Here is a 26,017-nt window from a genome sequence, read left to right as displayed (position 1 = left end):
CTTGCCGACCCATCATATCCGTGACCCTCCGCCGCTATGCGCAGTGAATCACGCCTTCATCGCCCTCGCAACCAGCCGTTTTTCAACAGTCTCGAGCGGTTCTGACACCAACCACAGCGGTCAATCACATCAAGCGCAATCGTGAAAGCGCCGGGAGACGGCTAAGAAGCTCTTGAACCTCGTCTATTACCTTGGCATCATACTCGGCATTGAACCGAACGTTATGCCGTATCGCCTCTACGCTCTTCCGATCCGATACCCAGGGGTCGACACGCAGATGATCCACAATATCCATGAATATATTGGCAGCACCGGGCGATAAGTTCGTTCTATTCAGCTCCACTAGGAGCGCCTCGCCAGCCTCGGCATTCTCTGGATCGAACGCGGGGCGATGATAGTCCGGATCGAGGCCGCCTTGCTCACATAGTGTCCGATACCCAGGGGTATCCCAATGGTAGTCGGCCTCTCCGTTGGTCAATTCGACGACACGCCGTAGCCATGGGTTCGACGTGGGAGGGAGGTTCAAGCTCCCGTATGTGCGCGGCGGTGCATCGATGTCATGGATCAACAGATGGGTTCGGCAGCGATACGGCGTAACCGCTACCCCGAGGCGACGACCGTCGTCAGCAACGATAACGACCCAAGGACCATAGCGCCCCTCCTCAAGCGCCATCTCCATTGATGGACTTGGCAGTGGTTGGTTCATCTACCGATCCTCCTACGCTTATTTTGGTCTGTTCTGATCACTCGTTGATACGGTGGTTCAATCTTGCCCCTGCCCGTCGCGCGAGCGTGACGCCTGTTTCTGACTTTGGGCGATCTCCCTGGCACGTTGCAAACGGTCGGCGCCGGACAGATCTTGTCCCTGTTCGGCTTGAGCGATCTGGCTGGCATGCCGCAGCAGCTCGGCCCCGGATAAAGGCGGAGCGGCGGATTGGCCCGCCTGGGCGGCTTCCCTGCCCCGCCGCAACCGATCGGCCGCGTCGCTGCCGGCATTGGTTGCTGACGCCCCCTCGCGGTCCTGCCCGGTCCAATGCCGCCACGTCTGCGCAGCCCGCTGGGCCAGCTCCTGCGCAAACGTCCTCACCGCCTCCAACCGCTCGGCCGCGATCGTCCGCACCTCCGCCAGCCAGCCCCCACGATCGGTGACCGGCTCATAGGTCACACCCGCAGCCTCGGCTGCCGCCCGCGCCTTCTGCTCCATGTACCAAGACGCCCGCAGGTAGGGCGACGGCTCCCGGTCCATCCCGGCCGCCCGCGTCTCCAGAGCATCGCGCCGCTCGCCTTCGGGCTCGGCCGCAGCATGGGCCTGCGCCTCCGCCCGCTGCTCGGCGAGTGTGCGGTGATCGATCCGCACCTCTTCACCCGCCTCGGCAAGCTGCGCGTTGGCTTGCTGCGCCCACTGCTCGCGCCAGTGCACCAGCAGCTCGTCGCTGTTCCAGTCGCGCACCTTCAGCCCAAACCCGGTCTCGTCGATTGACCGCATGGCCAACATCACATGCGCGTGCGGCTGGGGCTGCCCATCGCTGCCGACATGATCGTGCAGCGAAAAGTCCGCCACCATCCCCCGCGCCACGAACTCGTCGCGCACGAACCCGCGAAGGAGCGCGATCTGCCGATCCGCATCCAGTTCGCGCGGCAAGGCAAGCTGCACCTCGCGGGCGAGCTGGGCGTCCTTCCGCCGCTCGACCGCCTCGACCGCATTCCACAAGGCGGCGCGATCCTGCACCCAATCCGGTGCCCCCTCAGGCGCCAGGATCTCGCTGTGCTGGATGTCGGACTTGCGCGTGTAGTCATGCACCGCGCCGGTCCGCTCATCCGATAACTGCGACCCCGATCGATACGCTGCTGCTGCGACCGACGAGCGCCCCTTGGCGCGAGAAATGATCGCAGCCGAGAAGCGGTAGATCGCCACTTACGAAACGTGGTCCAGCGACAAGACGCTGGCCGGAGTTTGAGGCAGGAGCCTCATAGCGCGAAAGCGCTTGGGGAGCCGTCGGCGGGGCACAGCCCCTAGAGACCACGCACATTGACGAACGTCAATGTATAAGCGTGCCCTTACTCACTTCCGTTCGCTCGGGACAGTACGCGGGTTGACGTTTCAGGCTGTGGGTGATCCACTCAACACAATAGGAGGCGAGATGGCGCAGACGCTCGAACAGAAGATCGCCGAGGCTCAGGCGAAGCTCACCCGCCTCAAGGACAAGGCCCGCTCCGAGGACACCCGGCAAAAGATCGTCGTCGGTGCAGCCGTGATCTCACAGGCGCTACGATCCTCCAGCCTTGCCGGCCGGCTCCTCACCATCCTCGAAGCCGAACCGCTGCGCGATCACGACAAGAAAGCGGTCGCGGGGCTGATCGATAAGCTCAAAGCCAAAGCGGCCAAAGAGAACGACGCCCTTCCCCATCACAGCGATAGCTCGGACCAATGACCGCCGGCCCCAGCCTGGGCCTTCGGATCGCCGGCCTGGTCCTGCTGGCGCTACTCATCACCGCCGGCATGGCGACGCTGATCTTTCCGATCGTCGCCGGCTTTCTCAAGCTCGGCATGGCACCGAGCGTGACCGGCTTTAGTTCGCTCACCGCCTGGATCGGGTTCGCGTTCGGCGACAAGGGCCAGCCCGCTCACTGGTTGATTTTCTGGACGCACCTGAAATTTTACCTCACAGGCGGCTACGAAGCCGCTCCGGCCTATGCCAGGGCCGTGACCGTCACCTTGGCCCTCGCCGGCTCTCTGGGCCTCCTGTGCGCTCTGGGAGCCGCTTATCGCCTCTGGCTTGCCCGCCCTGCCCTTCCTACCGTCACGCGCCGACATATGCGCGGCACCACCTTAGTCGCGCGTGCTGACATGCCGGCCTTCACTGCCAGCCTGGTTGCACGGGCGCTCAACCCACGCGACGATCGCCGGCGCCGGCGCGACGAACGTGCGCTCGCCGCCATCAAGCCGAGCGATGCCGATGTCCGCTCCATCCTCACCGATGCGCAGGATCAGAAACGCGAGCTGGCCAAGGCAGAGGCATCGGCTGATGCTCGCATGATCCTGATCGGCGACGAGGCGGCACGGCACGGCCTGGTCCGCTTCGGCAGCGTGCCGATGCCACCCGATGTCGAGACCCTGCATAGCCTGATCTGCGCCTCGACCGGCACCGGCAAGACCGTAGCCCTCCGTCAGCTTCTCGGCGACATTCGGCGTCGGGGTGATCGCGCGATCGTCCTCGATGCCGGCCACGATCTATCCCGTTCATTCCGTCGCGACGAGGACCTGGTGCTGTCAGCGGGCGATGACGGCTCGCTAGGCTGGGATTTGCGCAACGAGGTCCGCAAGCCCTCCGAATGGGCGCGGTTCGTAGCGGCGGTGGTGCCGGCGATCGGCAGCGGGGAATCGAGCGAGTGGACCCGCAAGGCTCAATCCTTCCTCACCGCGATCTGCGAGCAGGTCGGCGCCGAGACCACCAACGCCGAGCTGCTGGAGATCGCAACGGCCTGGAAGGCAGACGCTCTGGCTCAAATTCTGGAACGCACGCCCGCGGCCTCGCTGCTAGCCGAAGGCGGCGATCGCTACCTGATCAGCGTGCGCAACAACCTCGGCGAGAAGCTGGCGAGCTGGAAATACGGCACGTCGGGCGACTTCTCGCTGCGCAGCTACATGACAGGCGACGATCGGCGCTGGCTGTGGCTCCCCTATCGCGACATGGAAAAGGGGACGCAGGGGCCAGCGATCGCCGCCTGGATCGACATGCTCGTCCTTGCCGGCCTTGAACGTGCCGAGCAGACGAACACACACCGCACCTGGATCATCATCGACGAGCTGGACTCAATCGGCACCATTGGTGGGCTGAAGGAAGCCGTCACCCGGCTGCGCAAGAGCAACGTTGCCGTGGTCGCCGCAATCCAGGACCTGAGCCAGCTCATCGAGCGCTACGGCCGCGAGACCGCGCAGACGCTGTTCGGCTGTTTCTCCAACCGGCTGTTCCTGCGCTGCGTCGCCAGCGATCTCGCTGAGAAGGTTACGAAAGAGCTGGGTGAGGCGGAATATGAGGAAACCCGCACCCAGACCGGACAGAGCCTCAGCCGGCAGTCACAGCGTCGCACGTCCAAGGGCGAGAATACCTCCGTCTCCAGCCAATACACCCGCTCCCCTGTCCAGCTCGCGACCGAAATCACCAATCTGCCGGTGCGCACTGGGTTCGTGACGTTCGCTGGCATCAACCGCGTTCTCCCGATCAATCTCTCGGTCGATCGACGCGAACGGTGAGCTTTAGGGTAGGCTCTTATCCTGTCTTTGCCGCCCTCGGAACGGTGCAGGTACACACCGCCGGATCGGCTTGGCTTCTTTCGGAAGCCTGCGGCCGTCAGGCCGCTCCTGTGACGGCGATAGCCGGCACGAAACGAAGGCGCATTGCCCAAAGGGGCAATTCCGCATCCCCTTTTCGTTCGTTCGATCCGTCCGTGGGGTTAAGTGACTCTGTTAAATAAGAATCGTTAAGAAGTTTAAGGGGTCCAAAAAGCGGAATCCTTGGCCATTTTTCAATAGCTTACAGGAATGCCCGGTGGGTGAAACCCCGTGATTCGGTGGGTGAAACCCCGATAGTGCGGTGGGTGAAACCCCGAAGCAATGGTGGGTGAAACCCCGAGTCAGACGCACCCGAAACCCGCGTAGCCGGATCGATTATCCACAGACTGAGACGCTGTTCGCCATCCGAGTGGTACGCTGGCGACCGCTGGAAGACTATGCCGGGTGGGTGAAACCCCGATAGTCGGGCCAGCGGTGGGTGAAACCCCGATAGTCAGCGTCGGCCGGCGAGCTTGTCCATCCGGGCATCCACCTCCTCGGTGCGCCGGCGATCGGCGTCGAAGCGCGCGCGCCGCTCCTCCTCCGCCCGCATCTTCTCCGCCAGCGCCAGCGCCTCGGCCTCGCCGCGGCGTCTGAACTGGACGGCCGGACTCCTGTCGGTCGTCTCCGCCAGCTCCATCGCATAGTCGGGGAGCTGATCGGCCTCGATCACGCGCCGGAGCATCCGGTTGAACTCCTTGGGCTGAGCGTCGCTGCCGGTCTTGTCGCGCAACACCTCGACCCGGCACAACCACCCACCCTGCTGCGAGCCGACATGCTTGCGCGCGATGCGATACAGCGCCCGCTCCAGCCCTCCGGACAGGAGGAAATAGTCGGGGTGCATAGTCAGCAGCGACTTCTCGTTGACGATGCCCTCGTAGACCCAGTCGGAGAGGGTCAGCGTCATGCCGCGCGGCTGTTCGGTGTCGGCGTCGGTATCGAACGTCCAGCTATCGAGCCAGTTGAAGCCCGCCTTCTGCCTGCGCTTCGTCGCTCGGATCGAGGTTGTGATGGATGTGGTCTGAAGCCGGAGCAGCGCGGCTTGCAGCTCCTGATAGTCCCTGCCCCCGGTGCTGCGCTTGATCGCCCGCAACAGGTCGTAGGGCGTCGTCGTCAGCGTACGCGGCAGGTCGTTCAAGCCCTGCTGCTTCATGCGGTTGAGCGTGGACGCCGCCCAGATCAGGATATCGGCGTCCCAGATCGTCGCCATGCCGTAGTCGGGGATCGCCTGCACGCGCACCCATGCCTCACCGTCCGGGCTTTTATACTCGATCGGCTTCAACCGTTTGCGCTTCTGAAGCGAGAAGAATGGCCGCTCCATGACCTCGCGCTGGTCGCGGAGCGGAAGGTCGCCCAGCGCCGGGATGAACAGGTCGAACTCGGGGTTGGGATCGCGCCGCTTGCTCACGGCGCGAACCTGGTGTGCCCCCGCTTGACCAGATACTGGCGGAGCAGGCGTTCGGTGATGACGGTGAGCGGTTCCCCGCCCTCTTCGACGCTAAGTTGACGCAACGCGCGGTGCATGTCCTCGGGAATATGGATCAGCACCGGCTTCTTGCCGGGATGGCTGCTGCGCTTGGCCGGCGCTGCCGGCGTCGGGGTGCCGACGTCGCGGCGCGATTGACGTGCGGGTGCAGACTGCTGAGGCATGGGGACAGGCTCGATGGCGGGTGCCGGTGCCTGTTCTTCAGGCTGGTCATCGAAGATGCCGGCCAGCGCGGAAGGCTTCCTTGCCATCATGCCACCTCGCTTACTTGCTTAGTCGTAAAGCCGCTTAGTCGCTTAGCCTCTTCATAGGCACTGCGCAACTCGGCCGCCGCCTTGCTGTCCGGCTCCGTTTCGGCCGCTGTCCGACCGAGGGGCGTCGCCTTGTAATAGTCCTTGCGGAAATGGAGGCGGCTGTCGAACAGCGTCACGCCCTTCGCCGCGAAACCGGCGTGAGCCTCCTGCCCCTCCCCGCCTTGGTGTGGCACTTGGGTCAGGATGACCGCGAACGGCGTACCCGCCTGCTGGACCTGCTTCACGGTCTGTAACACCGAATGAACGTCTAGCCCGCGCGGCGCGACAGGGATGATGACGAAATCCGCCTGCTCGGCCGCGAGCATGGCAATGTCTTTCGAGTTCGCCGGCGTGTCGATGATGATGAGGTCGATCTTGCCGCTGCTTCGCCCGCGCGAGACGTGGAGCGGCAGGCCGGCGACGCTGCTGTCCTTCACCATCACGTCGTCCATGTCGCGACGTTCCGACCAGTATAGCGCCGACCCTTGCCGATCGTCAGCATCGAGGATCACGACGGACGCCCCCTCGCGCGCCGCCTCGACGGCGAAGCCGGTAGAAAGGGTCGTCTTGGATTGACCGCCTTTCTGCGCGATCACGGCCCATACCTGCATGACTGCTACTCCCACTAAGCGGCTAAGCGACTTATGCCGCTTAGCCGCTTAGTCGTAAAGGTGATTAGTTGCTTAGCGCTTGTCGTCGGATCGTTGAGATAACCTCGATCGTCGATACTACTTTATGGCGAACAACGGGGAGGGGAGCAGCTAGGCACAGCCGGGCTGATTGCCGTTGCGAGGAAAAAAGGCGGTTCCGTACCGGGCGTACCAACAACAATTTAAGCGATTAAGCTACTAAGCGGCTAAGCTATAAAACGGTCCCGATCGGGATGGTATTTCGGGATTATGGAAGTAGATCGGTTAGCCGGTTCCACCTGAGACATCAGGAGCCACTTTGGGGTCCGGGTCCTGCGCCTTGCCGGTCGCGGGTGCCACCTTCTGGCTCGGCATAGCGGTGAGATAAGCAACGATCGCATCGACGTCCTTCTCGGCCACTGGCGCCTTATACACCTCACGCATCTTGGTGACGGTCGCCTTCCACTGATCCGCCGATAGCGCAGGCTGGGTCAGCGCCATGCTGGCTGAGTGGCACGAGGTGCAATTGGCATTGATGACGTCGGCGTGCGGACCGTCGGGGTAGGTCGCGTCGTCGGCCGGCAGGTCGACGCTGGTCGAGGCAAGCGAGAAGCCGCGCGCTGACACGCTGGCGGCCGGTGCCGGCTCAGACATCTCGGAGATCGGAACGGGCGCCTTGCGGCTGCTCGGCGCGCCGATCGAGACGAGGATGATGCCGGTCAGGCCGATCAGGCCAGCAGCCATCATGCCGGGAGACGGAGTCTTCATGATTTGCTCGCTCCTCAGGCCGCGATGATGGTGGTGGTTTCAATGTTGCCGCGCATGAACCCGCCGGGATTCCAGATCGGCTTCATCGGCTGAGCGACACCGTTGGTGTTCCAGCAGCGCACCATGATGGGGTTAGGCCCGCGTCTCAGCGGCACCCGCCCGTTCCAGCGCCGGAAGCTGTACCTGCCCTCGTCCGCTCCGAGCGTCGTCCTGTACCAGGTGCGGCCACCGTCCGACGACACATCGACCTTGGCGACGCCGCAATCGCCGCCCATTGCGATGCCGCCGACCGGGATCGACGCTTCATAGGCGATCGCCTGACCATCGGGCAGGCTGGTCATCCAGCTACGCGGGATCATGCGATTGATCGGTACGGTCGGGAAGTCCTTGGCACCGGGCGCGACATTCGCGCCGGGTGTCGCGGGGATCTTGTAGGCCTTGGCCATCCAATACTGGTCGTCAGGGCCGGGCAGTACCTCGATCGCGTTCAGCATCTTGACCCAATAGGTCGAGTACCAGCCCGGCACGATCAGCCGGCAGGGAAAACCGTTGAGGAGCGGCAGTTGCTCGCCGTTCATGCCGAAGGCGATCATGACCTCGCCGTCGCGGGCATGGTCGATGTCGAGTGCCTTCTCGAAGTCAGGAGCGCCCGCCACGACCGGCTGATCGAGAGCGCCGAAGCGCACCTGCACCGCGCCTGCCTTGACCCCGGCGAGGTCGAGCACGTCGCGCAGGCGAACGCCGAGCCACTTGGCGTTGCCCATCGCGCCATTGCCCCATTGCGCGCCGGCGACGCGCGGCTGGAACAGCCCGCGGCTGTTGCCCGAGCACTGGTTCACCGCCGCCATCTCGACCCGTGGAAGGCGCAGCAGCTGAGCGAGGCTGATCGACAGCGGCCGATTGACGTGGCCGAAGACGTTGAGGCGGAAACTTTCGACGTCGATCGAGGTCGGTATGTCGGCCCAGTGCCAGCGGACGAAGAACTGGTCGTTGGGCGTGAACACCGACTTGTCGAAGACCTCCATCGGCGTCTCCAGCAAGGGTGGATGGACGCGCTGGAGGATCATGCTGCCCTTGCCGGGAAAGGCGCTGGTCATCGGCCGCTCGGCATTGCCGCCGGGCAGCTTCAGGTCGACGAGCTGCTGCGCCAGTGCCGGCGCGGCGGCAAGGCCGGCGGTGCCGAGCGCGGCATGGCTGAGGAAGCGGCGACGGCTGGTCTCACTCGCCAGCCCGGCGTCGAAATTGTCCATGACAAGGCTCTCCTATGGCCAGTCACGCTGGCGGATCGAAGGGGCATTCTGCAAGTGATCGGACCGACTGATCCGATCATCATGGCGGATCAGTTCGGGGTGGCGATGCAGGGCGAGACGAACAGGTTGCCCCGCCATGCACCGGCTAGCGTCTTGGCACCGACCAGCAGCCACATCGCCGCGAGCGCAACCGTCAGCACCGTGCCGACGATACCGAAAAACATAAGGTTCAGCGTCGTGCCGAGGCGGAAGGTGGCGACGGTGTAGACGCCGAGCGGGAAGGTGTAGCCCCACCAGCCGAGGTTGAACGGCACGCCCGCGCGCCAGTAGCGGATGGTGATAAGCGTCGCGAGCGCCAGCCACCACAGGCCGAAACCCCACAGGCAGAGCCCGGCGACAACGCCGATCCCCTGCGCGACGGTGCCGACGCCGGCTAGCCCGTGCGCGGTGAGGATCGCCGGCGCATCCGCGCCGAGCACCAGCATGCCCAGAGCACCCGTGCCGATCGGCCCCAGCGCCAGCCAGGAAGATGCCGCCATGCTTTCATGCGGCAACTTGTGGAGTGCCATGCGCAGGATGAGGATGGCGAGGATGCCAAACGCGACCGGCACCGAATAGGCCCACAGCACATAGGAGGTCGCGAGCGTCACTATCTGCGCGTGAGGATCGGTCAGATGCGGCGCGAGCAGCCCGCCGCTGGCGCCCGCCACTTCGGCAGCGACGACCGGGAGCAGCCATACCGCGGTCATGCCGTCCAGGCTGTGCTCGTGGCGGGTAAACATCAGGTAGGGGATCAGCACGCCGCAGGCGAGCGACATGGCGACGTCGATCCACCACAGGATATGCGCGACCGGCACGATGCCATTTCCGAACCGCGCGATGCCGAAGGCGAGACAGCCGTTGATGATCGTCGCCAGCCCCATCGGAATGGTCCCGATGAACATCGACACGGTGTTGTGCCCGAAGATGCGCCGCGCCTCGTGCCCGAACATCACCCAGCGCGCGCCATAGAGGCCGGCGAACAGCGCGAAGAGCGCGATATTGAAGAACCACAACACCTCGCCGACAGGTTTAAGCGAAGGCCCGATGCCGGGCACCTGCGGCAGCGCGAGGGCAAGGATGCCCGTGCCCATCGTCGCGGCGAACCAGTTGGGCGTGAACTGGCGGATCATCTCGCGGGGGTGATCGAGCCGGCTGAGCGGCTTAAGGCCGCTGAGAACGGAGTGCGTGTCGGCAGTCATGCGACCTGCTCCTTGATGAGATCCGTCAGCGCGTCGGCCGCGCGGGTGCGATAGCGTTCCTTGTGGCGCAGCGCGTGAAAGGCGCGGTCGGGCAGCCCGAGCGGCAGCTCGACGAGATCGCCAGCCTTGAGCGCGCGCGCGACGACCAATCGCGACAAGACGGCAACGCCGGCACCGGCCTCAACGGCGGTGCGCACCGCCTCGTTGGACGGCAGCGTCATCGCTATCGTCAGCTGGGCCGGATCAAACCCGCGCGTTCGCAGCACGTCCTCGAAAGTCGAGCGCGTACCCGATCCCTGCTCACGGGCGATCCAGCGTGTAGTGCGCAGCCAGGCCTCGTCGATGCGTTCGGCTTCCTCGCGGCCGACCAGCACCATTGGGTCATGCCCGACATTCCAGTGGGCAAGCGCCGGTTCGTCCACCTCGCCCTCGACAAAGCCGAGTTCCGCCGCGCCGCTCAACACCTGCGCTGCTGCGCCTTCGGTGTTGTCGATCGCCAGCTCGACCGCGATCTGTGGGTGGCGTTCGTGGAAGGCGGCGAGCTTTGCCGGCAACCAATAGCTCGCGATCGTCTGGCTGGCGACGATCCGCAACGAACCACGCGCGAGCCCGGCATAGTCCGCGAGCATCGTCTCGGCATGCGCTGCCCGCCCCAGCACCGCGCGCGCTTCCTCCAGAAAGCCGCGGCCTGCCTCGGTAAGCTGGATGCCACGCCCGACGCGGTGGAACAGCGGAACGCCGTAGCGCGCTTCGAGGGCCGCAACCGCCCCGGAGGCAGCAGACTGCGTGACGTTCAGCGCCTCCGCTGCCTTGGTGACGTGTTCGCGCTCCGCGACACCGACGAATATTCTGAGCTGCTCCAAAGTCATGCAGCATATATCGCGTACTTAGATCGATACGACCAACCGTTTGATATGGTCATTCCAATCTGGATATCGGAATGGTCGGCAGCCTTTCGTCTGCGATGGTCTCGAAGACTTGAAGCGTTACGCGTGCCCGCGACGTTTGATCGTCCATGACCGATATGATCGAGCGCAGTTCTGATCCCTACAATGCCGAGCCGACGCCCGGTGCGTTGATCGAGCGGTTCCTGACGCCGCAGGCGCTGTTCTACGTGCGCAGCCACGGGCCAGTGCCGGATCTGCCCGCCAATCATCGGATCGAGGTGAGCGGGAGGGGCATGGCGAGCCGCTTCTTCTCGGTGCAGGAACTGAAGAGCACGTTTGCCACGCGCACGGTAACGGCGGTTCTCCAGTGCGCCGGCAACCGGCGTACCGATCTCCAGCAGGTCGCCAACACCTCCGGCGATCCGTGGGACGTAGGCGCGATCGGCAATGCGGAGTGGACCGGCGTACGCTTGGCCGATGTGCTCGATGCGGTCGGCGCGCCGGATGCGTCCGAGCTGTTCGTGGCGTTCACCGGCGCGGACGAGGTGGACGTGGAGGGTGAAGAAGCCTTGTTCGGGGTATCGATCGCCATGAGCAAGGCGCGGGAGCCCGACGTACTCCTCGCCTGGGCGATGAATGGCGAGCCGCTGACGCCCGAACATGGCGCCCCGCTCCGCATGGTGGTGCCTGGCTATGCCGGGGTCCGCAGCGCCAAATGGCTGACACGGATCGAGGTGCGTGAAACGCCCTCCGAGGCACCGATCCAGGCGCACGACTACAAGCTCTTCCCCGCCGCTGTGACGAGCGACACCGTCGACTGGAGCCAGGGTCTGACGATCAATGCCATGCCGCTCAACGCCGCGATCTGCTCGCCCGGTGCGGGCGAGAGTTTGGCCGCCGGAGAGGTGCGGATTGAGGGATATGCCATTGCCTATGACCGCCGTATTTCTCGGATCGAAGTGTCGGTGAACGGCGGTCGCGACTGGCAACAGGCGACCTTCGCCGATGATCCGGAGACGCGCTGGGGCTGGCGGCGCTGGATCCTTGACGCCACACTCGCCAAGGGACGCCAGCACCTTGTCGCCCGTGCCTTCGACGAGACCGGGCAGGGACAGCCCGAGCGGCCGGATACGATGTGGAACTTCGCCGGCTATCTGTGCACCGCCTGGCATCACGTTCACGTGCTGGTCGAATGATCGAAGCATCAGCGGCACCGGACGTCGCTTTCTGGATCGATGCGATTGGCCGGCTGGTGGTGGCGACCGCGGCCGGGATGGTGCTCGGCTGGGAACGCTCGCGTGAGAACCGGCAGATCATGGGCCTGCGGACGCTGGGTCTGGTCGGTCTGGCGAGTTGCATCGCCGTTCAGGCGATCGTGCATAGTGGCTTGCCGAACGTGAACGCCGATGCCGCAGGACGGGCGATGCAGGGCATTCTGTCCGGCGTCGGCTTCATCGGTGCCGGTGCGGTGCTGCGGGTCGGCCAGGGTCAGGAAGTGCATGGATTGGCGACCGCCGCGTGCATCTGGGTGACAGCCACGATCGGCGCGGCAGCAGGGTTGGCGGTGTGGCCGCTCATCATCGGCGGGGTGAGCCTTGCAATGCTCGTCCTGTTCGTCGGCGCGCCGCTGGAACGCCGCATCCGCGAGCGAGCCCGTCTGACGCCGGCCGAGACCGACAGGAAGGATGTCGAGCGCAAGCCGTGATCGCGCTGGACCGCCCGGTGCCCGTCGGCGCCGGGAGCGGCAAGGCGCTATCAGGACACAAGCGCGGCATCTGCCTGACGCCGGACTTCATCGGCGATCGGATGCAGTTCGGCCGCGGGTCGCTCGCCCACCACACTATAGCCGATCCCGTCGACCGCCCATGTGACCCGGCCCATGGTCCCGCTGGACGTGCTGGTCATGCTCGCGGTCTTGTCGATCTGCATGGGCCTCGTCAGCACCGCAAGTTTCGACGCTTGCGGTCCGTCGTAGAGGAGCAGTGCCGCAGGGCCGTGGGGCGTCGCGACCAGTCGCCCCCCGCCATAGCGATAGCCGGCCGTGCTGAGGTCCGGGATCGTGACGCGCTCACCCAATCGAGCGGAGGTCCATCGGATCAGCATGGCGCGCTGGTCGGGGCCGATCTCCGCCGGTCGTATCCGGTCGGCGGCATAGACACGGAAATTATCACTCGCCTCGTTGGCCAGCGCCGCGATGCCCGCGCGGGGTTCGCCGCTCCAACGCGCGCTCGACCAGCCACCGCCAAACCCCAACGCCAGCAGAAGTGACGCGGCGATGGCGAGCTGCCAACGCGGTTGCCGTTGCCGTCCCCTGATCGCTGCCACGCGCATCGTCGCCGGGATCGGTTCATCCGCGACGGGGGCGAACAGGGATGCAAGGGCTCGCGCCTGCTCCGCCTGCTCTCGCACACGGGCATGCACGTCCGGCTGGCCTTCAAGATAGGCGTCGACCAGGCGCTGCCGCTCGGGCGACAGCCTGCCATCGATCCATGCGGCCAGATCGTCCTCGCCGATCGGGCTGGTCATTGCACGCTCCTCAATCGCGGCCGTTCACCCTCCCGGAGGAGGGTCGCCAGACGGTCGCGCCCCCGCGATATGCGCGACATTACCGTGCCCAGCGGCACGCCGACTACGGCAGCGACCTCCGCATAGGGCAGGCCCTCGACCGAGACCAGGAGCAGCACCGTTCGCTGTTCTTCAGGCAACGCATCAAGCGCGCGCAGCAGGTCGCGGTGGTGCAGGCCTGTGTCCTGATCGGCCGGGCGGCCGAGCGCGGCGTCGTCCACGAGGTGGAGCGGAACCGCCGTACCTCGCCGGCTATGCTGCCGCTGATGATCGACCAACAAATTGTGCAGGATCGCATAGACCCACGGGCGGACCTCCGCACCCCGTCGCTGTCGCCAGCGCCCGACCGCGCGCTCCAGGCAATCCTGCACCACGTCATCCGCCATCACCCGGTCGCGCAACCACGACCGGGCATAGCGGCGCAGCCCGGGGATCAGCGGTTCGATCGCGGCGGCAAGCGGGTCCATCTCAGTCGCGCTGCACCTGCACGATGCGCCCCGGCGCGCCGTTCACCACCTCCGCAACCGCCAGAAAGCGCCGGGGTGTCGCGGTGCTGCCCTGAACGATCTGGCGGATCGGACCCGATGCGTTGACGATCGCCGCACCTGCCGGGTTGCTCATGAAGTTCGCAAGCGGCTCTACAGCGCCGCTGCCGTCCGCATTGGCGGTCAGCACGAGCATGTAAGGCTTCTTGGGCTGCAAACCGGTAACGGCACTCTGCACGACCTGAATGATGCCCTGGTCGAAGAGGGTGATGCTGCTTGCCGTACCTTTGCCGCCAATCGGCCCCATGGTCAGATGCAGCGCCTTGCCCGCTGTGCCGAGCGGCTGGAGATTGTCGGTGCCGGGGCCTGTCGGAACTGCGTTCGACACATAGGCGATCGCCTGCGGTGCCTGTCCGACCGGCACGGTAGCGACGACCGTGTTGCCGGCAGTGTCGATCGCGGCCAGCTCATCGGAATTCTCTAGCCCGACATAAACGCGCCGGCCGTCGCCCGATGGCCAAACACCGTGCGGCATCTTGCCGACCGAAATTGTTGCCACCGGCGTGAAGTCGGACGTGCGGAACACCTTGACCACATTCTCTCCGCCGACCGTCACATACGCGAACTGCCCCTTGGCCGTGCGGGCGAAATTGACATGGTTCGTGATAGGCCCGGTATCCAGCACCTTCAGGATCGAGAAGGGTGGCCGAGCATCGAATGCGACCGTCTTGCCGATGTCCTTCAGCGTAAACCACACTTGCTTGCCGTCCGGCGTCGCGGCGATGTTGGGGCAGAAGGGGCTTGGCTGCGCCACCTGTCCGACCTGCGCGTGGGTCGCGACATCGAACACAGCCAACACCGGATTGAACGAAGAGCAGACATAGCCGTACCGGCCATCGGGAGAGAAGATCGTCATGCCCGGACCACCGGGCGTCTTGATGCGCCCCGTCTCCTTGTACGTCGTGGGGTCGAGCACGGCGATATAATCCTCGCCGCGGACCGTGACCCACACCTCCTTGCCGTCCGGCGTGAAGAACGCCTCGTGCGGACTGCGCCCGACATAGGTCGTGTGCTTGACGGTGTTGGTGGCGGTGTCGATCCACGACACGGCGTTCGATCCGATCGACACGACCGCCAAGGTCTTCCCGTCCGGCGAGAAGCCCAGGCCGTGAACCAGCACCTGTCCCTTGTAGAGCGGGGAGAAGTTCATCGGCTGGGGATCGCCGAGTTTGATGACGCCGAGCAGCCGGTTGTCGGCCGGGTCGGTCACCGACACCGTGTTGGAGAATTGTTCAGACGCATAGACGCGGTCGCGGTGGCTGACGGGCATGTCCTTAGCGTTCCACGGCGCCTGCTGGGCCATGGCGAGGCCCGGTGCGGCGCTCATCAGCAAGGCGGCCGAGCGCAGGATGGTCCGGATCATGTCAGTGCTCCATAGGGCTATGGTGGTCGCCGCCCTGCGTCGGGGCTGGCGTCGAAGGCGGTAGCGGCTGGCCGATCGCCAGCTTCATGGCGGCGATCTCCTGCTGCTGATCGATGATGATTTCCTGCGCGATGCGCTTGAGCTGCTCGTTATGGCCGTAGCGCAGCTCCGCCACCGCCATATCGATGGCACCCTGATGATGCGGAAGCATCATCGCCACGAAGTCGCGGTCGACGTCACCGGACGGCTTGACCATCATGCCCGCCATCATCCGGTCCATCGCGACAGACATCATGGTAGCGTAGCCATCGGCGGGGGCGGCCGCGACTGCGCCGGTAAGTAGGGCCGAAGCCGTCAGACCCAGCATCCAATCTCGTCTACGCATAAGCCTCCAGCGCATCGGTCTCGAAAGCGTAGACGATGCTCGTCGGGGTTTATTCCGTGGCCAAAGCCATTTTATCGGTCCTCACCAAAACGATGGTCTCATGCTTCTGCGGTTGGTTGACCGGGTCGCGGTCGGACAGCATATGCGCAGGCACGGCGATGGATTTCCGCCGGGCCATTCGGTCGAACCGCCCTCGCAAGGGCCGATGATTCCTACCAGGCGCCGCAAGGCAGCAAGGAGGAATCGTGCGCGCGACATTTCGCAATCTCTATGACCAGTTCAACATGGCAGCGTTCATTCGCGATCGCCGCACCCATGCCACGTCGGTACTGCGGTGGGCTTTGATCCTGGTCCCGATGGCCGCAGCGGTGGGAACGCTCTGCGCGGCCTTCCTGTGGAGCCTCGACGCCGTAACCCGGCTTCGCTTCGCCTTTCCCTGGCTGCTCTACCTGCTGCCGATCGGCGGGTTCGTGGTCGGACTGCTCTACCATCTGACAGGGCGCTCGGTCGAAGGCGGCAACAACCTCATCGTCGAGCAAATCCACGAACCTGGGGGCGGCGTGCCGCTGCGCATGGCTCCGCTCATCTTCTTCGGCACGGTCGTGACACATCTGTTCGGGGGATCGGCGGGACGTGAAGGCACCGCCGTGCAGTTGGGCGGCAGTCTTGCCAGCGGGTTTGGACGCGCGCTCAGATTGGATGCGGAAGCGACACGCACCCTCCTTATGACCGGGATCGCGGCTGGGTTCGGCGCGGTCTTCGGGACGCCGATTGCGGGCGCGGTCTTTGCACTGGAGGTGCTGGCGATCGGTCGGGTCGAGTATCGCGCGCTGGTGCCATGCCTGGTCGCGGCGCTGGTCGGTGACTGGACCTGTCTTGCCTGGGGCATTCATCACGGCGTCTACCATGTCGATGCGCTGGTGCCGGTCGACGCGCTGCTCGTCGCCAAGGCCGGTGTCGCCGGCATTGCCTTCGGTCTGACCGGGCTGACCTTTGCCGAGGCCAATCACGCGCTGGGCGGATGGTTGAAGCGCGTGATCCCCTATGGCCCACTACGACCCGTTATCGGCGGGCTGGCCGTGATTGCGCTGGTCTGGCTGCTCGGAACCCGCGACTATCTTGGCCTGGGTACGCTCGCCGCGACACCGGACAGCCTGACCATCGCCAGCTTCTTTGGTCCCGATACGCACTCGTGGAGCTGGGCGCTGAAGCTGCTCTTTACCGTCGTGACCCTGAGCGCGGGCTTCAAGGGGGGCGAGGTCACGCCGCTGTTCTTTATCGGCGCGGCGCTCGGCAATGCGCTCGCGCCGATGTTCGGAGTACCGTCGGGGCTATTCGCAGCGATCGGCTTCGTCGCGCTGTTCGCGGGCGCGGCCAACACACCGCTGGCTTGCACGTTCATGGGGATCGAGTTGTTCGGCGCGGCCTATGCGGTGCCGATCGCAGTCGCGTGCTTCGTCTCCTACCTCTGCTCAGGCCACAACGGCATCTACCTGTCGCAGCGCGTCGCCGTGCCTAAGGTGCCTGCCGCACACCTCACACCCGATGCCACCCTGCGCGATGCCCGCACGCACCGCGCTTCTCGCCGGCGCACGCGCGCCTGATTCCACTTCCCACCGAAAGCCATGCCATGCCCGATCGTTTCACCGTTCAGCACCGCGAAGTCGGGATGCTGCGCATCTATCTGAAGCCCTCCGACAAGATCGGCTCGCGTCGCTTCTGGGGGGCAAAGCCGCTCTATCGCGAGCTGATCCGGACCGCGAAGGCAGACGGCATCATCAACGCCGTCGCGCAACACACCCATTACGGCTTCAGCAATCGCGGCCCGATCCGGGAAAATGGGTCGGAGATTGCCGATCCACATCTGACGATCTGCGTAGAGCTGGTCGGTGACCGTGACCAGCTCGACTTATTTTGTCGGCGGCATGGCGATCTGCTTGGCGACAAAGTGATCGTCTACAAGCAACTGGAGCATTGGACGATCAGGCGCAAAACTTAGCGAACCAGAGCCTGATCGGCGTTCCCGGTTGGAAACGACCAGCAAGATGGCCGAGGCTTTCCCATTAGGATGGTATTTGAGACTGACAGTCAACCTGCGGTCCAAGCAGCTATATTCCCGTCTGCGTGCGGCTTTGCTAAATGGCGGATGAGGATGTGCCAGGGGGCTTGTCCGCCCTTGGACGCCCTAATGATCCGTTCCCAGCCTGTCAGTTTCTTCGACCGGATCGTAGCCTGGTCACTCCACCTTCAGCTCCCGATCGTGGTCCGGTATCTGCTCGCGGCGATCACGATCCTTGCCGTGGGCTGGGGACGTATCCTGTTCGTACCGGACACGTTGCCGTGGCTGCTGTTCATTCCTGCGACGATCGCCATCGCGTTGGTGGCGGGCAAAGGGCCGGGGATTTTTGCAGCCTTTCTGTCGGCAGCCACCGGCATCGCATCCCTCGGCACCATCGAGCATCCCACCTGGGTGCCGCGGCAGCAATGGGTGGCGGCATCCCTGTTCCTCATCGTCATGCTTGGCATTGTCATGCTGAGCGCCGAGTTGCGCGAATCCCTGCGACGGGCACGGCGGCTCAACGAGGAGCTTGTCGAAAGCGAGCGGCAGGCGGTCGAGCGGCAGGCCTTCCTGTCTGGCGTGCTGGCCAGCTCAACGGATTGCATCAAGGTCCTCGACCTCGACGGCAAGCTGACCTTCATGAGCGAAGGCGGACAGCATGTCATGGAGATCAGCGACTTCAATGAGGTCGTCGGCTGTCCGTGGCCGGACTTCTGGCAGGATGCCGGCAACGCCGAAGCCAAGGCCGCGATCGAGGCAGCCAGGCGCGGTGAGGCGCGCAGCTTCATCGGCAAGGCCGACACCTATCTCGGAACGCCGAAATGGTGGCACGTCGCGGTCAGCCCGATCGCCGGGCTGGATGGGCGCCCCAACCGCATCCTGTCGGTGTCCCGCGATATCACGAACCTGCGCGCGAGCGAGGAAGAGCGCGACCGCTTCGTGCGACTGGCGGAGAACAGCACCGACTTCATCGGCATGGCCCGTACCAACGGCAGCGTCTTCTACGTGAACGATGCGGCGAGGCGCCTCGTCGGTCTGGAGGATGCCGACATCACGCAACTGACCATCGCCGACTTCTTCCCACCCGATCGGATCGAGACGGTCATGCGCGAGGTGCTGCCGGCGGTGGACCGCGACGGCCACTGGGCCGGCGAGCTGGATTTCCAGCATTTCCGCACCGGCGAGCTGATCCCGGTCCTCTATTCCGTATTTCCGGTCACCGACGCGATGGGAACGCTGATCGGCTACGGCACCGTGACCCGCGACTTTCGCGAACGGCGCCATGCCGAAGACGATATGCGCCTGATGAACGGCGAACTGGCACATCGCCTCAAGAACGTGCTGGCGGTCGTCCAGTCGATCTCCCAACAGACATTGAGAACCGCCCCTGACATGGCCTCTGCCAGCCACGATCTTGGCGCACGTCTCGTCGCTCTGGGCGCGGCCACGGACGTGCTGACTGGCACCTCCTGGCGCTCGGCCGACCTGTGTGAGGTCGCAACGCGCGCGCTGGCACCGCACGGCGCCATTGGCGAACGCATCCTGCTCGACGGCCCAAGGGTAAACCTGAAAGCCGAGGTGACGGTCGCTTTCGCGCTGGCGCTGCATGAACTGGCAACGAACGCGGCCAAATACGGCGCGCTGTCGAACGATAGCGGTACGGTGACGTTTGGATGGGACATCGCTGGCAAAGGTGCCGACGCCACCCTGTCGATCTGCTGGCAAGAGCAGGGTGGCCCCTTGGTTTCACCACCGCAACGCAAAGGTTTCGGATCGACCCTGATCGAACGCTCACTCAAATCATATTTCAGGGGGCGGGCGGCAACTCATTACAAACCGGAAGGTTTGTCGTTTGAACTGGAGGCGCGGCTGAGTGATGCCGCGACCACGGGCGAGTAGAGAGTATGGGTCAGAGCAATCCGATCGGCAGCAACACGGTCCTCATCGTCGAGCCTGAGGCGCTGGTGCGCTTTGACATGATCGCCTTCTTTGAAGAGCGTGAATGGCGCGTGTACGAGGCCGAGGATGCCGACCAGGCGATGGACATACTTGACCAGCGCAAAGACATCCGGGTTGTACTGATCGACGCAATGGCGAGCGGGCGGATGGATGGGCTAAAGCTCGCTCATTATGTTCGCGAGCGATTTCCCCCGACATTGTTGTTCGTTGTATCAGGTAACGCCCCGATCCCGCAGGATGCTTTGCCGCAGAAGGCGACTTTCCTCCCTAAACCTTTCGACCTGCACCGGGTCATGCGTCAGATCGAGCAAAGCCCCGTCACGCCTTAGCCTAAGCTATCTTCCCAAAAACGGACCTCAGCTGGGATTGCCGAGGCGAGGGCAGGGTGGATTGCCCCACCAGCAGCCGAAAATTCCCAAAAATGTGTTCCCGATTGCGCTTTCCCGAAACGCGCACCCGGCGACGGAGTTGTGGGAACGCCGATGTCGCAGATGTCCTAAGTTCTGCGACAGTGCTAATCGACAGCCGCTCCCTAGTATCGAGCTGTCGCAAAAGTCTGTTGCGGAAGTAAGGCCTTTCGATGCACATTTGCGACATGCTTATTGGCTATGCCCGGGTTTCCACCGACGATCAGGACCTGCGGCTGCAACGCGCCGCATTGAAGGAGGCAGGCTGCCGCCGCACCTTCGAAGAGAAGGTATCAGGCGCAAAGCGCGATCGGCCCGAGCTGGCGCGGATGCTTGAGCAGATCAGAGACGAGGACGTGATCGTGGTGACACGGCTTGATCGGCTTGCACGATCGACAAGGAACCTGCTCGACATTGCAGAGCGGCTGAAGGAGGCAGGGGCGGGGCTGCGCTCGCTGGCAGAACCATGGGCGGACACGACGTCGCCTGCTGGTCGCATGGTCCTGACCGTGTTCGCCGGCATCGCCGAGTTCGAGCGCGAGCTGATCCACCAGCGCACCAGCAGCGGGCGGATAGCAGCGAAGGAAAGGGGGGTGCGGTTCGGCCGACCGCCGAAGCTCACCGCCGACCAGATCGCGTTGGGCGAGCGCCTAGTAGGGGAAGGCACGTCGGTCCGTGAAGCCGCCAAGCTCCTCAAGTGCCACCATGCCACGCTCTACCGCGCAATCTCCGAGACAACACGAGGTTGAGCTATACTCTCCAAAATAGCTTCCAGAACACGTCCTCGGATAATTCGCTGACTCCGGTCATTTGTATTTTGGAGCGTTGCTTCAAAATAAGATCGTACATCGTCCCGATCTACCTCTCCTCCACGAGCAGCCTGAACGGCGGCATAGAACTTGGATAGGTTGTCTCTCAGCTTCTCAACGTCGAGTTTCATTGATTTCTTAAATATCTGCCGGTCTAGTTCAACCGCCAGCGTATAAAAGTCAGCCTTTCTATAGGCCGGACTTCCTTTTGCAAAACTCAGTTGGGCGATTAGGTCTATAACGGCTTCGACTCGCCCTTTCATCTCAACCGAGCGCTCAAACTCATCATTATACTCGGCGAGATAGTTTTCTACTTCATCGTCTCGGTTTGCATAGTTTGACATCATCGCGGCTGTCAAAGACGCGATATATGACAAGTCCTTCATTCTCCGAATGTCGGTAGCGCTAAACAAGCCTATCTCGTTGAAAAATGTTTTCTGTGCGATTTCTTCCGAATACTTTTTAAATTCGCCAAGGTATACCGCATTATACCTCTCAATTTCGTTTAGGTCGTATGAGGTAGAGTTCATTCTACTAAATACTTCTACCAGATCGCCTTCAGCTAGATAGCCAAGGTTCCTGACCGCAACATCATAGCTTAGAAACTCCCGCTTCTGGTCTTCACTGAGGTCAGCATATTTTTTAATAGTGCGCGACGCACTGAATGGCGGCACACCTCTAAAATATTCATATATTGTTGTAATTCGTTGCTGTCCGTCGACTAGCACCTCTGTTGTTGCTCCTGTCACAGTATCGACCGTTCCTGAGGCAACATATATCTCCGGAAACGGAAGGCCGCTTAATATAGTGTCTATAAAAGCGATTTTGTCTTGCCTGGTCCACACAGACCGCCGCTGGAAGTCAGGTCGCGGGATGAGTATCTTATCGCGAACAGACGTAATTAATGCAGCAACCTTGCGGCTTTCCGGTGCGGTCCTCATGCCAATGTTCCAATGCCGTTTCTACATATGTTTAAGCCTGCGCTGGCGTACCCTTTCCAGAACAGTTCATTGTAATACACGCCGCCCGATATTTTGTATGGGCCGAATTTTCCATTCGCGGTTAGTGATTGAAAGAAATCAAACCACTCTCTTTGTTGTGGAAAATCTGAAGATCTAGGAAGTTTGTCAGGCCTCATCCAGCCTCTCGCTAGATACTTTCTAAAGGAGTTGGAATTGTTCCAATCCCCATAATCCTGAAAGTGTAAGAATGAACTTTGCCAGAGATCTACAAATAGTCGACTTGATATGACAGCAACGTCGATGTCTGAAGCATCACCAAATTGTGATAGTGGCGGACGACCTGCTTTCCCGACGAGAGTAAACCCTATTTTTGCGGATCCCGTTATCATAACATCCCGCATCTCTACGCCAAGCTTAACAGCTATACTTCGACGCAGCTCGGCTTCAGCCCCCGCTTCAAGCATGACAGCCGGCCGAACATGGTAGAACTCATCGAGTACGCGCTCATTTTCCCGAGCAATTAGAGCATCGGTAAACTCGCGTACTCTATCTTGATGCGCCGTAGCCAAGACCATCCTTGCTCAACAGATCGCTTGCTTTTGTTTTTGCACTCGCGTGGGATAGCGGGCAAGCGATGCGACGTGAGTAGCAATCTGTGCTGCTATCATTGGCGGCACAGCATCTCCGATCTGATTGTATCGCGCCGTCAGCGTTCCCTCGAACATGTAATCCGTGGGAAAGCCTTGGAGCAGCGCCATTTCACGTACGGTGAGAAGACGATCCTGCTCCGGATGAACATACCGTCCATTTCCAACGTGCGCGCATTCCCGGGTGATCGTGATCGCAGGTCTATCCCACCAAAGCCGGCCGTACACGTCGGGGAACGACCCAGGCCTCGCCCGGAACATGGAAGGTGTCAGCAGTTCGCGCTTCTTGGCCGCGCTCCGTTTCGGATCGCCCATGATGTCTGCCCACGATCCGCCGTTCTTGGGTATAGCCTTGATCCGCTCTAGGACGCGCGCCGTAAGACGCGGAGCGACGTGCATCGGGTCGCTCTCATGCACAACTCCGGCCTCCACGGGCGGGAGATAGCCGATCGTATCCCGGACTGTCCGGATCACGCTTGTGGGATGAGGCAGCGGTGCCGCCTTGCCGTCTCGCACGGCGATAAGCAGGGCGCGGGTCCGTCGCTGAGGCAGACCGAGGGTTGAGAGATCGTGCACGCCTGCATGCATGTCGTAGCCCAACCCGGCAAGCCGGGTGCGCAAGGCATCATAGTGATGACGCTGCACTCCCGTAACCAGCTCCTTGACGTTCTCCATTACGAGGAAGCGAGGCAGCAACGCGTCCACAAAGTCACCCGTGCGACCGATCAGGCTGTTGCGCGGATCGTCGGTAACGTGGTTCGCGGCGTTTTTCTGCGAGAAGCCGGTACATGGCGCACACGAAATCAGAACGTCGAGGGCGCCACGACGGAGCCGGAGCCGGCGCATCAGGGCTTTCGGGTCGAGACGCGCGATGTCCTGGTTCCAAGGCTCGATGCCGATGTTGCGCCGGTAGGTTGGATTGCACATCGTCGACGTGCCGGCACTAACGCCGTTGCCCGGCTTACCCTTCTCAAGGTCGACCGCGCCGACGATCTCGAACGCACCGTGGCGGTGGAAGCCAGTGCTCATTCCTCCCGCACCGGAGAACAAATCGACGACCGTGAGCTTCACCGCCCACCTACCTTATCTAATCGTGTTACAACGTGAGACAGCATCATTCTCTGTTCTCGTTTAGATCGCCTCACAATGCAACACGGCCGCCGCGCTCCCAAAACGGATTTTCTGCAAATCCGGGTCACACCGGACGACAAGCGACGCATGGATGAAGCTGCCGGCTCCGTCCACTTGGATACGTCCACCTGGGCGCGGCAAGTGCTGTTAAAAGCTGTCGAGCAAGCGGCCGGTCGGGCAGAGGCAGACGATCGCGGATGATGTACCCGCAGCTCGCACCAATCGACTGGAACGCGCTGGTAGGCGGCGACGCAGATGCTACCGCGCAGATCGCCGCACGCGATCGAAAGCTCGCCGCCGCGGCCAAGCTCCCAGGCACCGTCGTCGCTCTCGCCGATCGTCTTGAAGCGCAAGGCGCCCTGTTCTCTTGTACGACCGACATCCTGGCGGCCGAACCGCTTGCCGCACGTTGGTATCTCGATCTGGCGGGCCTTACCCGGAAGCTCTCGGTAAAGCTCCAGCCCGGGTGGAAGGCAGCGGGCCTAACCCTCTCGCCGGAAACCTTGGCCGCCAACCGAGAGGCGGGCCGAGTGGTCACCACCGATCGGCTCGCTGGCTTCGCCGAGTGGATCAACGGCATTCTGGCAGAGCTTCATCCAACCACGGCCCGATCGGCCGAGCTGGCGCTGTGCACCGTGCTGACCATCACTGGCGCTCGCATCGACGGCCAAGTTCGCAATCTCGCCGGCGACGATGCTGTTCTGATTCTCAAATCGCTTCTGACCGCAGCCTTCTCAATCCGTGGCATAGCGGTCGAGACGCAGTGTGCGGACGAAAGTTGGGAAGCCTGGAGCCCTGGCGTCGACCTCCTCGCCCGCAAACGCCTCCGCTTTGGTGGCCGGCTGGTCTGCGAGTTCGTGGCCGGGGGCAACCGCCCCGACATAAAGGTGCTGCTCAACGACGTGGTAACGCTAGTGGGGGAGGTGAAAGGCCGCTCCGATCTGTCGAACGTCTGGGAAAGCTGGATGCCCCAGATCAGCGGACACCTTCAAACCTGGACCGCAGAAAACTCGCAAGCTCCCCGCGTGTTCTTCGGCACGATCGTCACGGCGGAGATGATCGACGGGCAAACCCGCGGTGGCACACGACACACCGGTTTGCGCGCCTTCGCCAACAACGGCATTCTTCGCGCCGCCTATAACCTGTCAAACATCGTTGAGGGAGAACCAGGCGCCGTTGCGGCATTCGACGACTTCGTCGACCGCCTCAAAGATACACTAGGCGGTTCCTGACGCCGGCGGCTCAAGACGGCATGGCAGCGCGGAGCCTGGATACTAGCGCTACTTCATCCCTGATCTCGCACCCCCACACGATCAACACCGTCCATCCCATTCCGGTCAGCTCAGTTGTCGTGCGAGCATCCCGGGCGCGGTTGGCATCTATTTTCTTTCGCCAGAACTCGACATTGGAGCTGGGCGTAGCAGCGTGACGACATCCGTCATGACCGTGCCAGAAGCAGCCGTTCACCTGAACAACAACGCGATGTTTGGGAAACACGAGATCGGGGCTCCCTGGGAGGTCGCGTCGATGCAGCCGAAAGCGATATCCGAGCTTATGAGCCAACTTGCGAACGGCCAACTCCGGGGTGGTATGCTTGCTCCGCACACCCGCCATCATCCGGCTTCGGGTCTGTCGATCGACAACATCCATAACTGGCTTTCCGGTGCCTCCTTTACCGTCCAACGTCGTCCAACTTTGCACAGGCTGGGGAGAAAGGTAGACCTTTTTGCCTCGTAGTATTGGATGTGCGGCCAACGTATGAAGCCGGTGAGAGCCACCTCACCGGCTCCAACGGTTTATGGCGTCACAGACGAGCGTTGATCCATTCCCAGGTCGCCTTGTTAAGCCATCCCTGATGCTCACCGCTGTTGAGCTTGGAGACGAAAAGCCGGTCGTTGTTGTCCAGCTTCTGGCGAAGATCGGCATCCACCTGCGTAGCCGTCGAACTTGTCGAAATCCACCGAACCGTTTCCAGCCCGGAGTCCTTGACGTTCTGATAACGTTCAAGATGCTGGATAAATACCTGTCGCGCCTGCGCGTAGTTCGATCGCTCCTGATTAAGATTCCACGTCACCACATAAACGGCCATCGTCCCCTCCTGTCGTTATGAGGGAAAGGTATCGAAATCTGACGACTAGGCAATCGCGTCGTCGTCACCCGACATTACACCGCGATGGCTCGGGGCGCCGGTGTCAAAACCGACCGAGACTGTTGAAAAAGGCATATGTGTGAGCGGCGTGGCGGATGGCTGTTGACGCCAATCACCGGGGGACTCGCTCCGTATCAGGTGGGCGCTGC

Annotated in this window: 28 protein-coding genes and 1 riboswitch; of the genes, 10 read left to right on the top strand and 18 right to left on the bottom strand. The window is 62.9% G+C overall.

What is annotated here, in order from left to right; translation table 11 throughout:
- Positions 1–124 precede the first annotated feature (124 nt).
- Both GGQ80_RS17660 and mobQ read right to left on the bottom strand, forming a co-directional pair.
- Positions 125–706 (bottom strand): hypothetical protein, encoded by a 582-nt coding sequence (locus GGQ80_RS17660; protein ID WP_183987313.1) that lies wholly within the window; start codon positions 704–706, stop codon positions 125–127.
- Between the two features lie 57 nt (positions 707–763).
- Positions 764–1,915: a MobQ family relaxase gene (gene mobQ / locus GGQ80_RS17655; protein WP_183987311.1), complete on the bottom strand. Its 1,152-nt coding sequence runs from the start codon at positions 1,913–1,915 to the stop codon at positions 764–766.
- Positions 1,916–2,141: 226 nt separating this feature from the next.
- Here mobQ and GGQ80_RS17650 point away from each other — a divergent pair, with 226 nt between their 5' ends.
- Positions 2,142–2,432: a hypothetical protein gene (locus GGQ80_RS17650; RefSeq protein WP_183987309.1), complete on the top strand. Its 291-nt coding sequence runs from the start codon at positions 2,142–2,144 to the stop codon at positions 2,430–2,432.
- Positions 2,429–4,255, top strand: coding sequence for a type IV secretion system DNA-binding domain-containing protein (locus GGQ80_RS17645; protein WP_183987307.1), 1,827 nt, complete (start codon positions 2,429–2,431; stop codon positions 4,253–4,255). The genes GGQ80_RS17650 and GGQ80_RS17645 overlap by 4 nt, the downstream gene beginning before the upstream one ends.
- Before the next feature lie 532 nt (positions 4,256–4,787).
- Here the strand turns inward: GGQ80_RS17645 and GGQ80_RS17640 are convergent.
- The 7 genes from GGQ80_RS17640 to GGQ80_RS17610 form a co-directional block, all read right to left on the bottom strand.
- Positions 4,788–5,741, bottom strand: a complete 954-nt coding sequence (locus GGQ80_RS17640; protein WP_183987305.1) for a replication initiator protein A — start codon at positions 5,739–5,741, stop codon at positions 4,788–4,790.
- Positions 5,738–6,073, bottom strand: coding sequence for a hypothetical protein (locus GGQ80_RS17635; protein ID WP_246347187.1), 336 nt, complete (start codon positions 6,071–6,073; stop codon positions 5,738–5,740). The genes GGQ80_RS17640 and GGQ80_RS17635 overlap by 4 nt, the downstream gene beginning before the upstream one ends.
- Positions 6,070–6,723 carry a ParA family protein gene (locus GGQ80_RS17630; protein ID WP_183987303.1) on the bottom strand — a complete coding sequence of 218 codons (654 nt, stop codon included), beginning with the start codon at positions 6,721–6,723 and terminating at the stop codon, positions 6,070–6,072. Before GGQ80_RS17630 ends, GGQ80_RS17635 begins: the two co-directional genes overlap by 4 nt.
- 303 nt (positions 6,724–7,026) lie before the next feature.
- A complete protein-coding gene (locus GGQ80_RS17625) occupies positions 7,027–7,509 on the bottom strand; it encodes a c-type cytochrome (RefSeq protein ID WP_007406258.1) in 483 nt (160 codons plus the stop codon).
- 14 nt (positions 7,510–7,523) lie between these two features.
- A complete protein-coding gene (locus GGQ80_RS17620; protein ID WP_183987301.1) occupies positions 7,524–8,759 on the bottom strand; it encodes a molybdopterin-dependent oxidoreductase in 1,236 nt (411 codons plus the stop codon).
- An 89-nt stretch (positions 8,760–8,848) separates the two neighbouring features.
- Entirely contained in the window at positions 8,849–10,000 is a 1,152-nt protein-coding gene (locus tag GGQ80_RS17615) for a TDT family transporter (protein WP_007406242.1), read from the bottom strand.
- Positions 9,997–10,869, bottom strand: coding sequence for a LysR family transcriptional regulator (locus tag GGQ80_RS17610; RefSeq protein WP_183987299.1), 873 nt, complete (start codon positions 10,867–10,869; stop codon positions 9,997–9,999). Before GGQ80_RS17610 ends, GGQ80_RS17615 begins: the two co-directional genes overlap by 4 nt.
- 146 nt (positions 10,870–11,015) lie before the next feature.
- On the opposite strand from GGQ80_RS17610, the gene GGQ80_RS17605 reads away from it, so the two are divergent.
- Both GGQ80_RS17605 and GGQ80_RS17600 read left to right on the top strand, forming a co-directional pair.
- Positions 11,016–12,083, top strand: coding sequence for a molybdopterin-dependent oxidoreductase (locus GGQ80_RS17605; RefSeq protein ID WP_007406227.1), 1,068 nt, complete (start codon positions 11,016–11,018; stop codon positions 12,081–12,083).
- A complete protein-coding gene (locus tag GGQ80_RS17600; RefSeq protein ID WP_343051093.1) occupies positions 12,023–12,592 on the top strand; it encodes an MgtC/SapB family protein in 570 nt (189 codons plus the stop codon). Before GGQ80_RS17605 ends, GGQ80_RS17600 begins: the two co-directional genes overlap by 61 nt.
- Positions 12,593–12,642: 50 nt before the next feature.
- Here GGQ80_RS17600 and GGQ80_RS17595 read toward each other — a convergent pair whose 3' ends face one another.
- The 4 genes from GGQ80_RS17595 to GGQ80_RS17580 are packed head-to-tail and all read right to left on the bottom strand — an operon-like array spanning position 12,643 to position 15,727.
- Entirely contained in the window at positions 12,643–13,413 is a 771-nt protein-coding gene (locus GGQ80_RS17595) for an anti-sigma factor family protein (RefSeq protein ID WP_007406229.1), read from the bottom strand.
- Positions 13,410–13,919 (bottom strand): RNA polymerase sigma factor, encoded by a 510-nt coding sequence (locus GGQ80_RS17590; protein ID WP_007406239.1) that lies wholly within the window; start codon positions 13,917–13,919, stop codon positions 13,410–13,412. The genes GGQ80_RS17595 and GGQ80_RS17590 overlap by 4 nt, the downstream gene beginning before the upstream one ends.
- Position 13,920: 1 nt before the next feature.
- A complete protein-coding gene (locus tag GGQ80_RS17585; RefSeq protein WP_183987297.1) occupies positions 13,921–15,360 on the bottom strand; it encodes a YncE family protein in 1,440 nt (479 codons plus the stop codon).
- A gap of 1 nt (position 15,361) precedes the next feature.
- Positions 15,362–15,727, bottom strand: a complete 366-nt coding sequence (locus tag GGQ80_RS17580) for a DUF305 domain-containing protein (protein WP_219994278.1) — start codon at positions 15,725–15,727, stop codon at positions 15,362–15,364.
- 163 nt (positions 15,728–15,890) lie between these two features.
- Positions 15,891–15,967, top strand: a riboswitch (Fluoride riboswitch).
- Between the two features lie 23 nt (positions 15,968–15,990).
- On the opposite strand from GGQ80_RS17580, the gene GGQ80_RS17575 reads away from it, so the two are divergent.
- The 5 genes from GGQ80_RS17575 to GGQ80_RS17555 all read left to right on the top strand — a co-directional run bounded on the left by GGQ80_RS17575 (position 15,991) and on the right by GGQ80_RS17555 (position 20,919).
- Positions 15,991–17,349 carry a voltage-gated chloride channel family protein gene (locus GGQ80_RS17575; RefSeq protein WP_343051092.1) on the top strand — a complete coding sequence of 453 codons (1,359 nt, stop codon included), beginning with the start codon at positions 15,991–15,993 and terminating at the stop codon, positions 17,347–17,349.
- 26 nt (positions 17,350–17,375) lie between these two features.
- A complete protein-coding gene (locus tag GGQ80_RS17570) occupies positions 17,376–17,744 on the top strand; it encodes a DUF190 domain-containing protein (RefSeq protein ID WP_166753246.1) in 369 nt (122 codons plus the stop codon).
- 189 nt (positions 17,745–17,933) lie between these two features.
- Entirely contained in the window at positions 17,934–19,703 is a 1,770-nt protein-coding gene (locus GGQ80_RS17565) for a PAS domain-containing protein (protein ID WP_246347186.1), read from the top strand.
- 5 nt (positions 19,704–19,708) lie between these two features.
- Positions 19,709–20,092, top strand: a complete 384-nt coding sequence (locus tag GGQ80_RS17560) for a response regulator (protein WP_058734555.1) — start codon at positions 19,709–19,711, stop codon at positions 20,090–20,092.
- A gap of 266 nt (positions 20,093–20,358) precedes the next feature.
- Positions 20,359–20,919 (top strand): recombinase family protein, encoded by a 561-nt coding sequence (locus GGQ80_RS17555; protein WP_183987317.1) that lies wholly within the window; start codon positions 20,359–20,361, stop codon positions 20,917–20,919.
- Here the strand turns inward: GGQ80_RS17555 and GGQ80_RS17550 are convergent.
- From GGQ80_RS17550 to GGQ80_RS17540, 3 genes are read right to left on the bottom strand one after another with little or no spacing between them, the layout of a single operon-like run.
- On the bottom strand, positions 20,886–21,920 hold the full coding sequence (locus GGQ80_RS17550) for a DUF262 domain-containing protein (protein WP_183987295.1): 1,035 nt from the start codon (positions 21,918–21,920) through the stop codon (positions 20,886–20,888). The two genes, GGQ80_RS17555 and GGQ80_RS17550, sit on opposite strands and share 34 nt — an antisense overlap.
- Complete coding sequence (locus GGQ80_RS17545; protein ID WP_221364487.1) at positions 21,917–22,510, bottom strand: hypothetical protein; 594 nt, start codon at positions 22,508–22,510, stop codon at positions 21,917–21,919. The genes GGQ80_RS17550 and GGQ80_RS17545 overlap by 4 nt, the downstream gene beginning before the upstream one ends.
- A gap of 12 nt (positions 22,511–22,522) precedes the next feature.
- On the bottom strand, positions 22,523–23,659 hold the full coding sequence (locus GGQ80_RS17540; protein WP_221364486.1) for a DNA (cytosine-5-)-methyltransferase: 1,137 nt from the start codon (positions 23,657–23,659) through the stop codon (positions 22,523–22,525).
- A gap of 260 nt (positions 23,660–23,919) precedes the next feature.
- Between GGQ80_RS17540 and GGQ80_RS17535 the strand changes: the two genes are divergently transcribed.
- Entirely contained in the window at positions 23,920–24,951 is a 1,032-nt protein-coding gene (locus GGQ80_RS17535; protein ID WP_221364485.1) for a hypothetical protein, read from the top strand.
- A gap of 10 nt (positions 24,952–24,961) precedes the next feature.
- On the opposite strand, the gene GGQ80_RS17530 is transcribed toward GGQ80_RS17535, so the two are convergent.
- Positions 24,962–25,333, bottom strand: a complete 372-nt coding sequence (locus GGQ80_RS17530) for a very short patch repair endonuclease (RefSeq protein WP_246347188.1) — start codon at positions 25,331–25,333, stop codon at positions 24,962–24,964.
- 190 nt (positions 25,334–25,523) lie between these two features.
- Positions 25,524–25,808 (bottom strand): hypothetical protein, encoded by a 285-nt coding sequence (locus tag GGQ80_RS17525; RefSeq protein WP_183987287.1) that lies wholly within the window; start codon positions 25,806–25,808, stop codon positions 25,524–25,526.
- Between the last annotated feature and the right edge of the window lie 209 nt (positions 25,809–26,017).

The sequence above is a fragment of the Sphingomonas jinjuensis genome, assembly GCF_014197105.1.
Classification (GTDB): Bacteria; Pseudomonadota; Alphaproteobacteria; order Sphingomonadales; family Sphingomonadaceae; genus Sphingomonas; species Sphingomonas jinjuensis.
The sequence above is the reverse complement of the archived record's forward strand: the minus strand, read 5'-3'. Positions and strand labels throughout refer to the sequence as shown.

Bases quoted from the DNA above. Each gene is read 5' to 3' on its own strand.
- GGQ80_RS17635 (WP_246347187.1), bottom strand. From the start codon at position 6,073: ATGATGGCAAGGAAGCCTTCCGCGCTGGCCGGCATCTTCGATGACCAG.
- GGQ80_RS17530 (WP_246347188.1), bottom strand. From the start codon at position 25,333: ATGGCGGGTGTGCGGAGCAAGCATACCACCCCGGAGTTGGCCGTTCGC.
- GGQ80_RS17625 (WP_007406258.1), bottom strand. From the start codon at position 7,509: ATGAAGACTCCGTCTCCCGGCATGATGGCTGCTGGCCTGATCGGCCTG.
- GGQ80_RS17560 (WP_058734555.1), top strand. From the start codon at position 19,709: ATGGGTCAGAGCAATCCGATCGGCAGCAACACGGTCCTCATCGTCGAG.
- GGQ80_RS17615 (WP_007406242.1), bottom strand. From the start codon at position 10,000: ATGACTGCCGACACGCACTCCGTTCTCAGCGGCCTTAAGCCGCTCAGC.
- GGQ80_RS17610 (WP_183987299.1), bottom strand. From the start codon at position 10,869: ATGACTTTGGAGCAGCTCAGAATATTCGTCGGTGTCGCGGAGCGCGAA.
- GGQ80_RS17570 (WP_166753246.1), top strand. From the start codon at position 17,376: ATGCCCGATCGTTTCACCGTTCAGCACCGCGAAGTCGGGATGCTGCGC.
- GGQ80_RS17660 (WP_183987313.1), bottom strand. From the start codon at position 706: ATGAACCAACCACTGCCAAGTCCATCAATGGAGATGGCGCTTGAGGAG.
- GGQ80_RS17580 (WP_219994278.1), bottom strand. From the start codon at position 15,727: ATGCTGGGTCTGACGGCTTCGGCCCTACTTACCGGCGCAGTCGCGGCC.
- GGQ80_RS17645 (WP_183987307.1), top strand. From the start codon at position 2,429: ATGACCGCCGGCCCCAGCCTGGGCCTTCGGATCGCCGGCCTGGTCCTG.
- GGQ80_RS17555 (WP_183987317.1), top strand. From the start codon at position 20,359: ATGCTTATTGGCTATGCCCGGGTTTCCACCGACGATCAGGACCTGCGG.
- GGQ80_RS17565 (WP_246347186.1), top strand. From the start codon at position 17,934: ATGATCCGTTCCCAGCCTGTCAGTTTCTTCGACCGGATCGTAGCCTGG.
- GGQ80_RS17535 (WP_221364485.1), top strand. From the start codon at position 23,920: ATGTACCCGCAGCTCGCACCAATCGACTGGAACGCGCTGGTAGGCGGC.
- GGQ80_RS17590 (WP_007406239.1), bottom strand. From the start codon at position 13,919: ATGGACCCGCTTGCCGCCGCGATCGAACCGCTGATCCCCGGGCTGCGC.
- GGQ80_RS17595 (WP_007406229.1), bottom strand. From the start codon at position 13,413: ATGACCAGCCCGATCGGCGAGGACGATCTGGCCGCATGGATCGATGGC.
- GGQ80_RS17585 (WP_183987297.1), bottom strand. From the start codon at position 15,360: ATGATCCGGACCATCCTGCGCTCGGCCGCCTTGCTGATGAGCGCCGCA.
- GGQ80_RS17605 (WP_007406227.1), top strand. From the start codon at position 11,016: ATGACCGATATGATCGAGCGCAGTTCTGATCCCTACAATGCCGAGCCG.
- GGQ80_RS17630 (WP_183987303.1), bottom strand. From the start codon at position 6,723: ATGCAGGTATGGGCCGTGATCGCGCAGAAAGGCGGTCAATCCAAGACG.
- GGQ80_RS17650 (WP_183987309.1), top strand. From the start codon at position 2,142: ATGGCGCAGACGCTCGAACAGAAGATCGCCGAGGCTCAGGCGAAGCTC.
- GGQ80_RS17525 (WP_183987287.1), bottom strand. From the start codon at position 25,808: ATGGCCGTTTATGTGGTGACGTGGAATCTTAATCAGGAGCGATCGAAC.
- GGQ80_RS17620 (WP_183987301.1), bottom strand. From the start codon at position 8,759: ATGGACAATTTCGACGCCGGGCTGGCGAGTGAGACCAGCCGTCGCCGC.
- GGQ80_RS17550 (WP_183987295.1), bottom strand. From the start codon at position 21,920: ATGAGGACCGCACCGGAAAGCCGCAAGGTTGCTGCATTAATTACGTCT.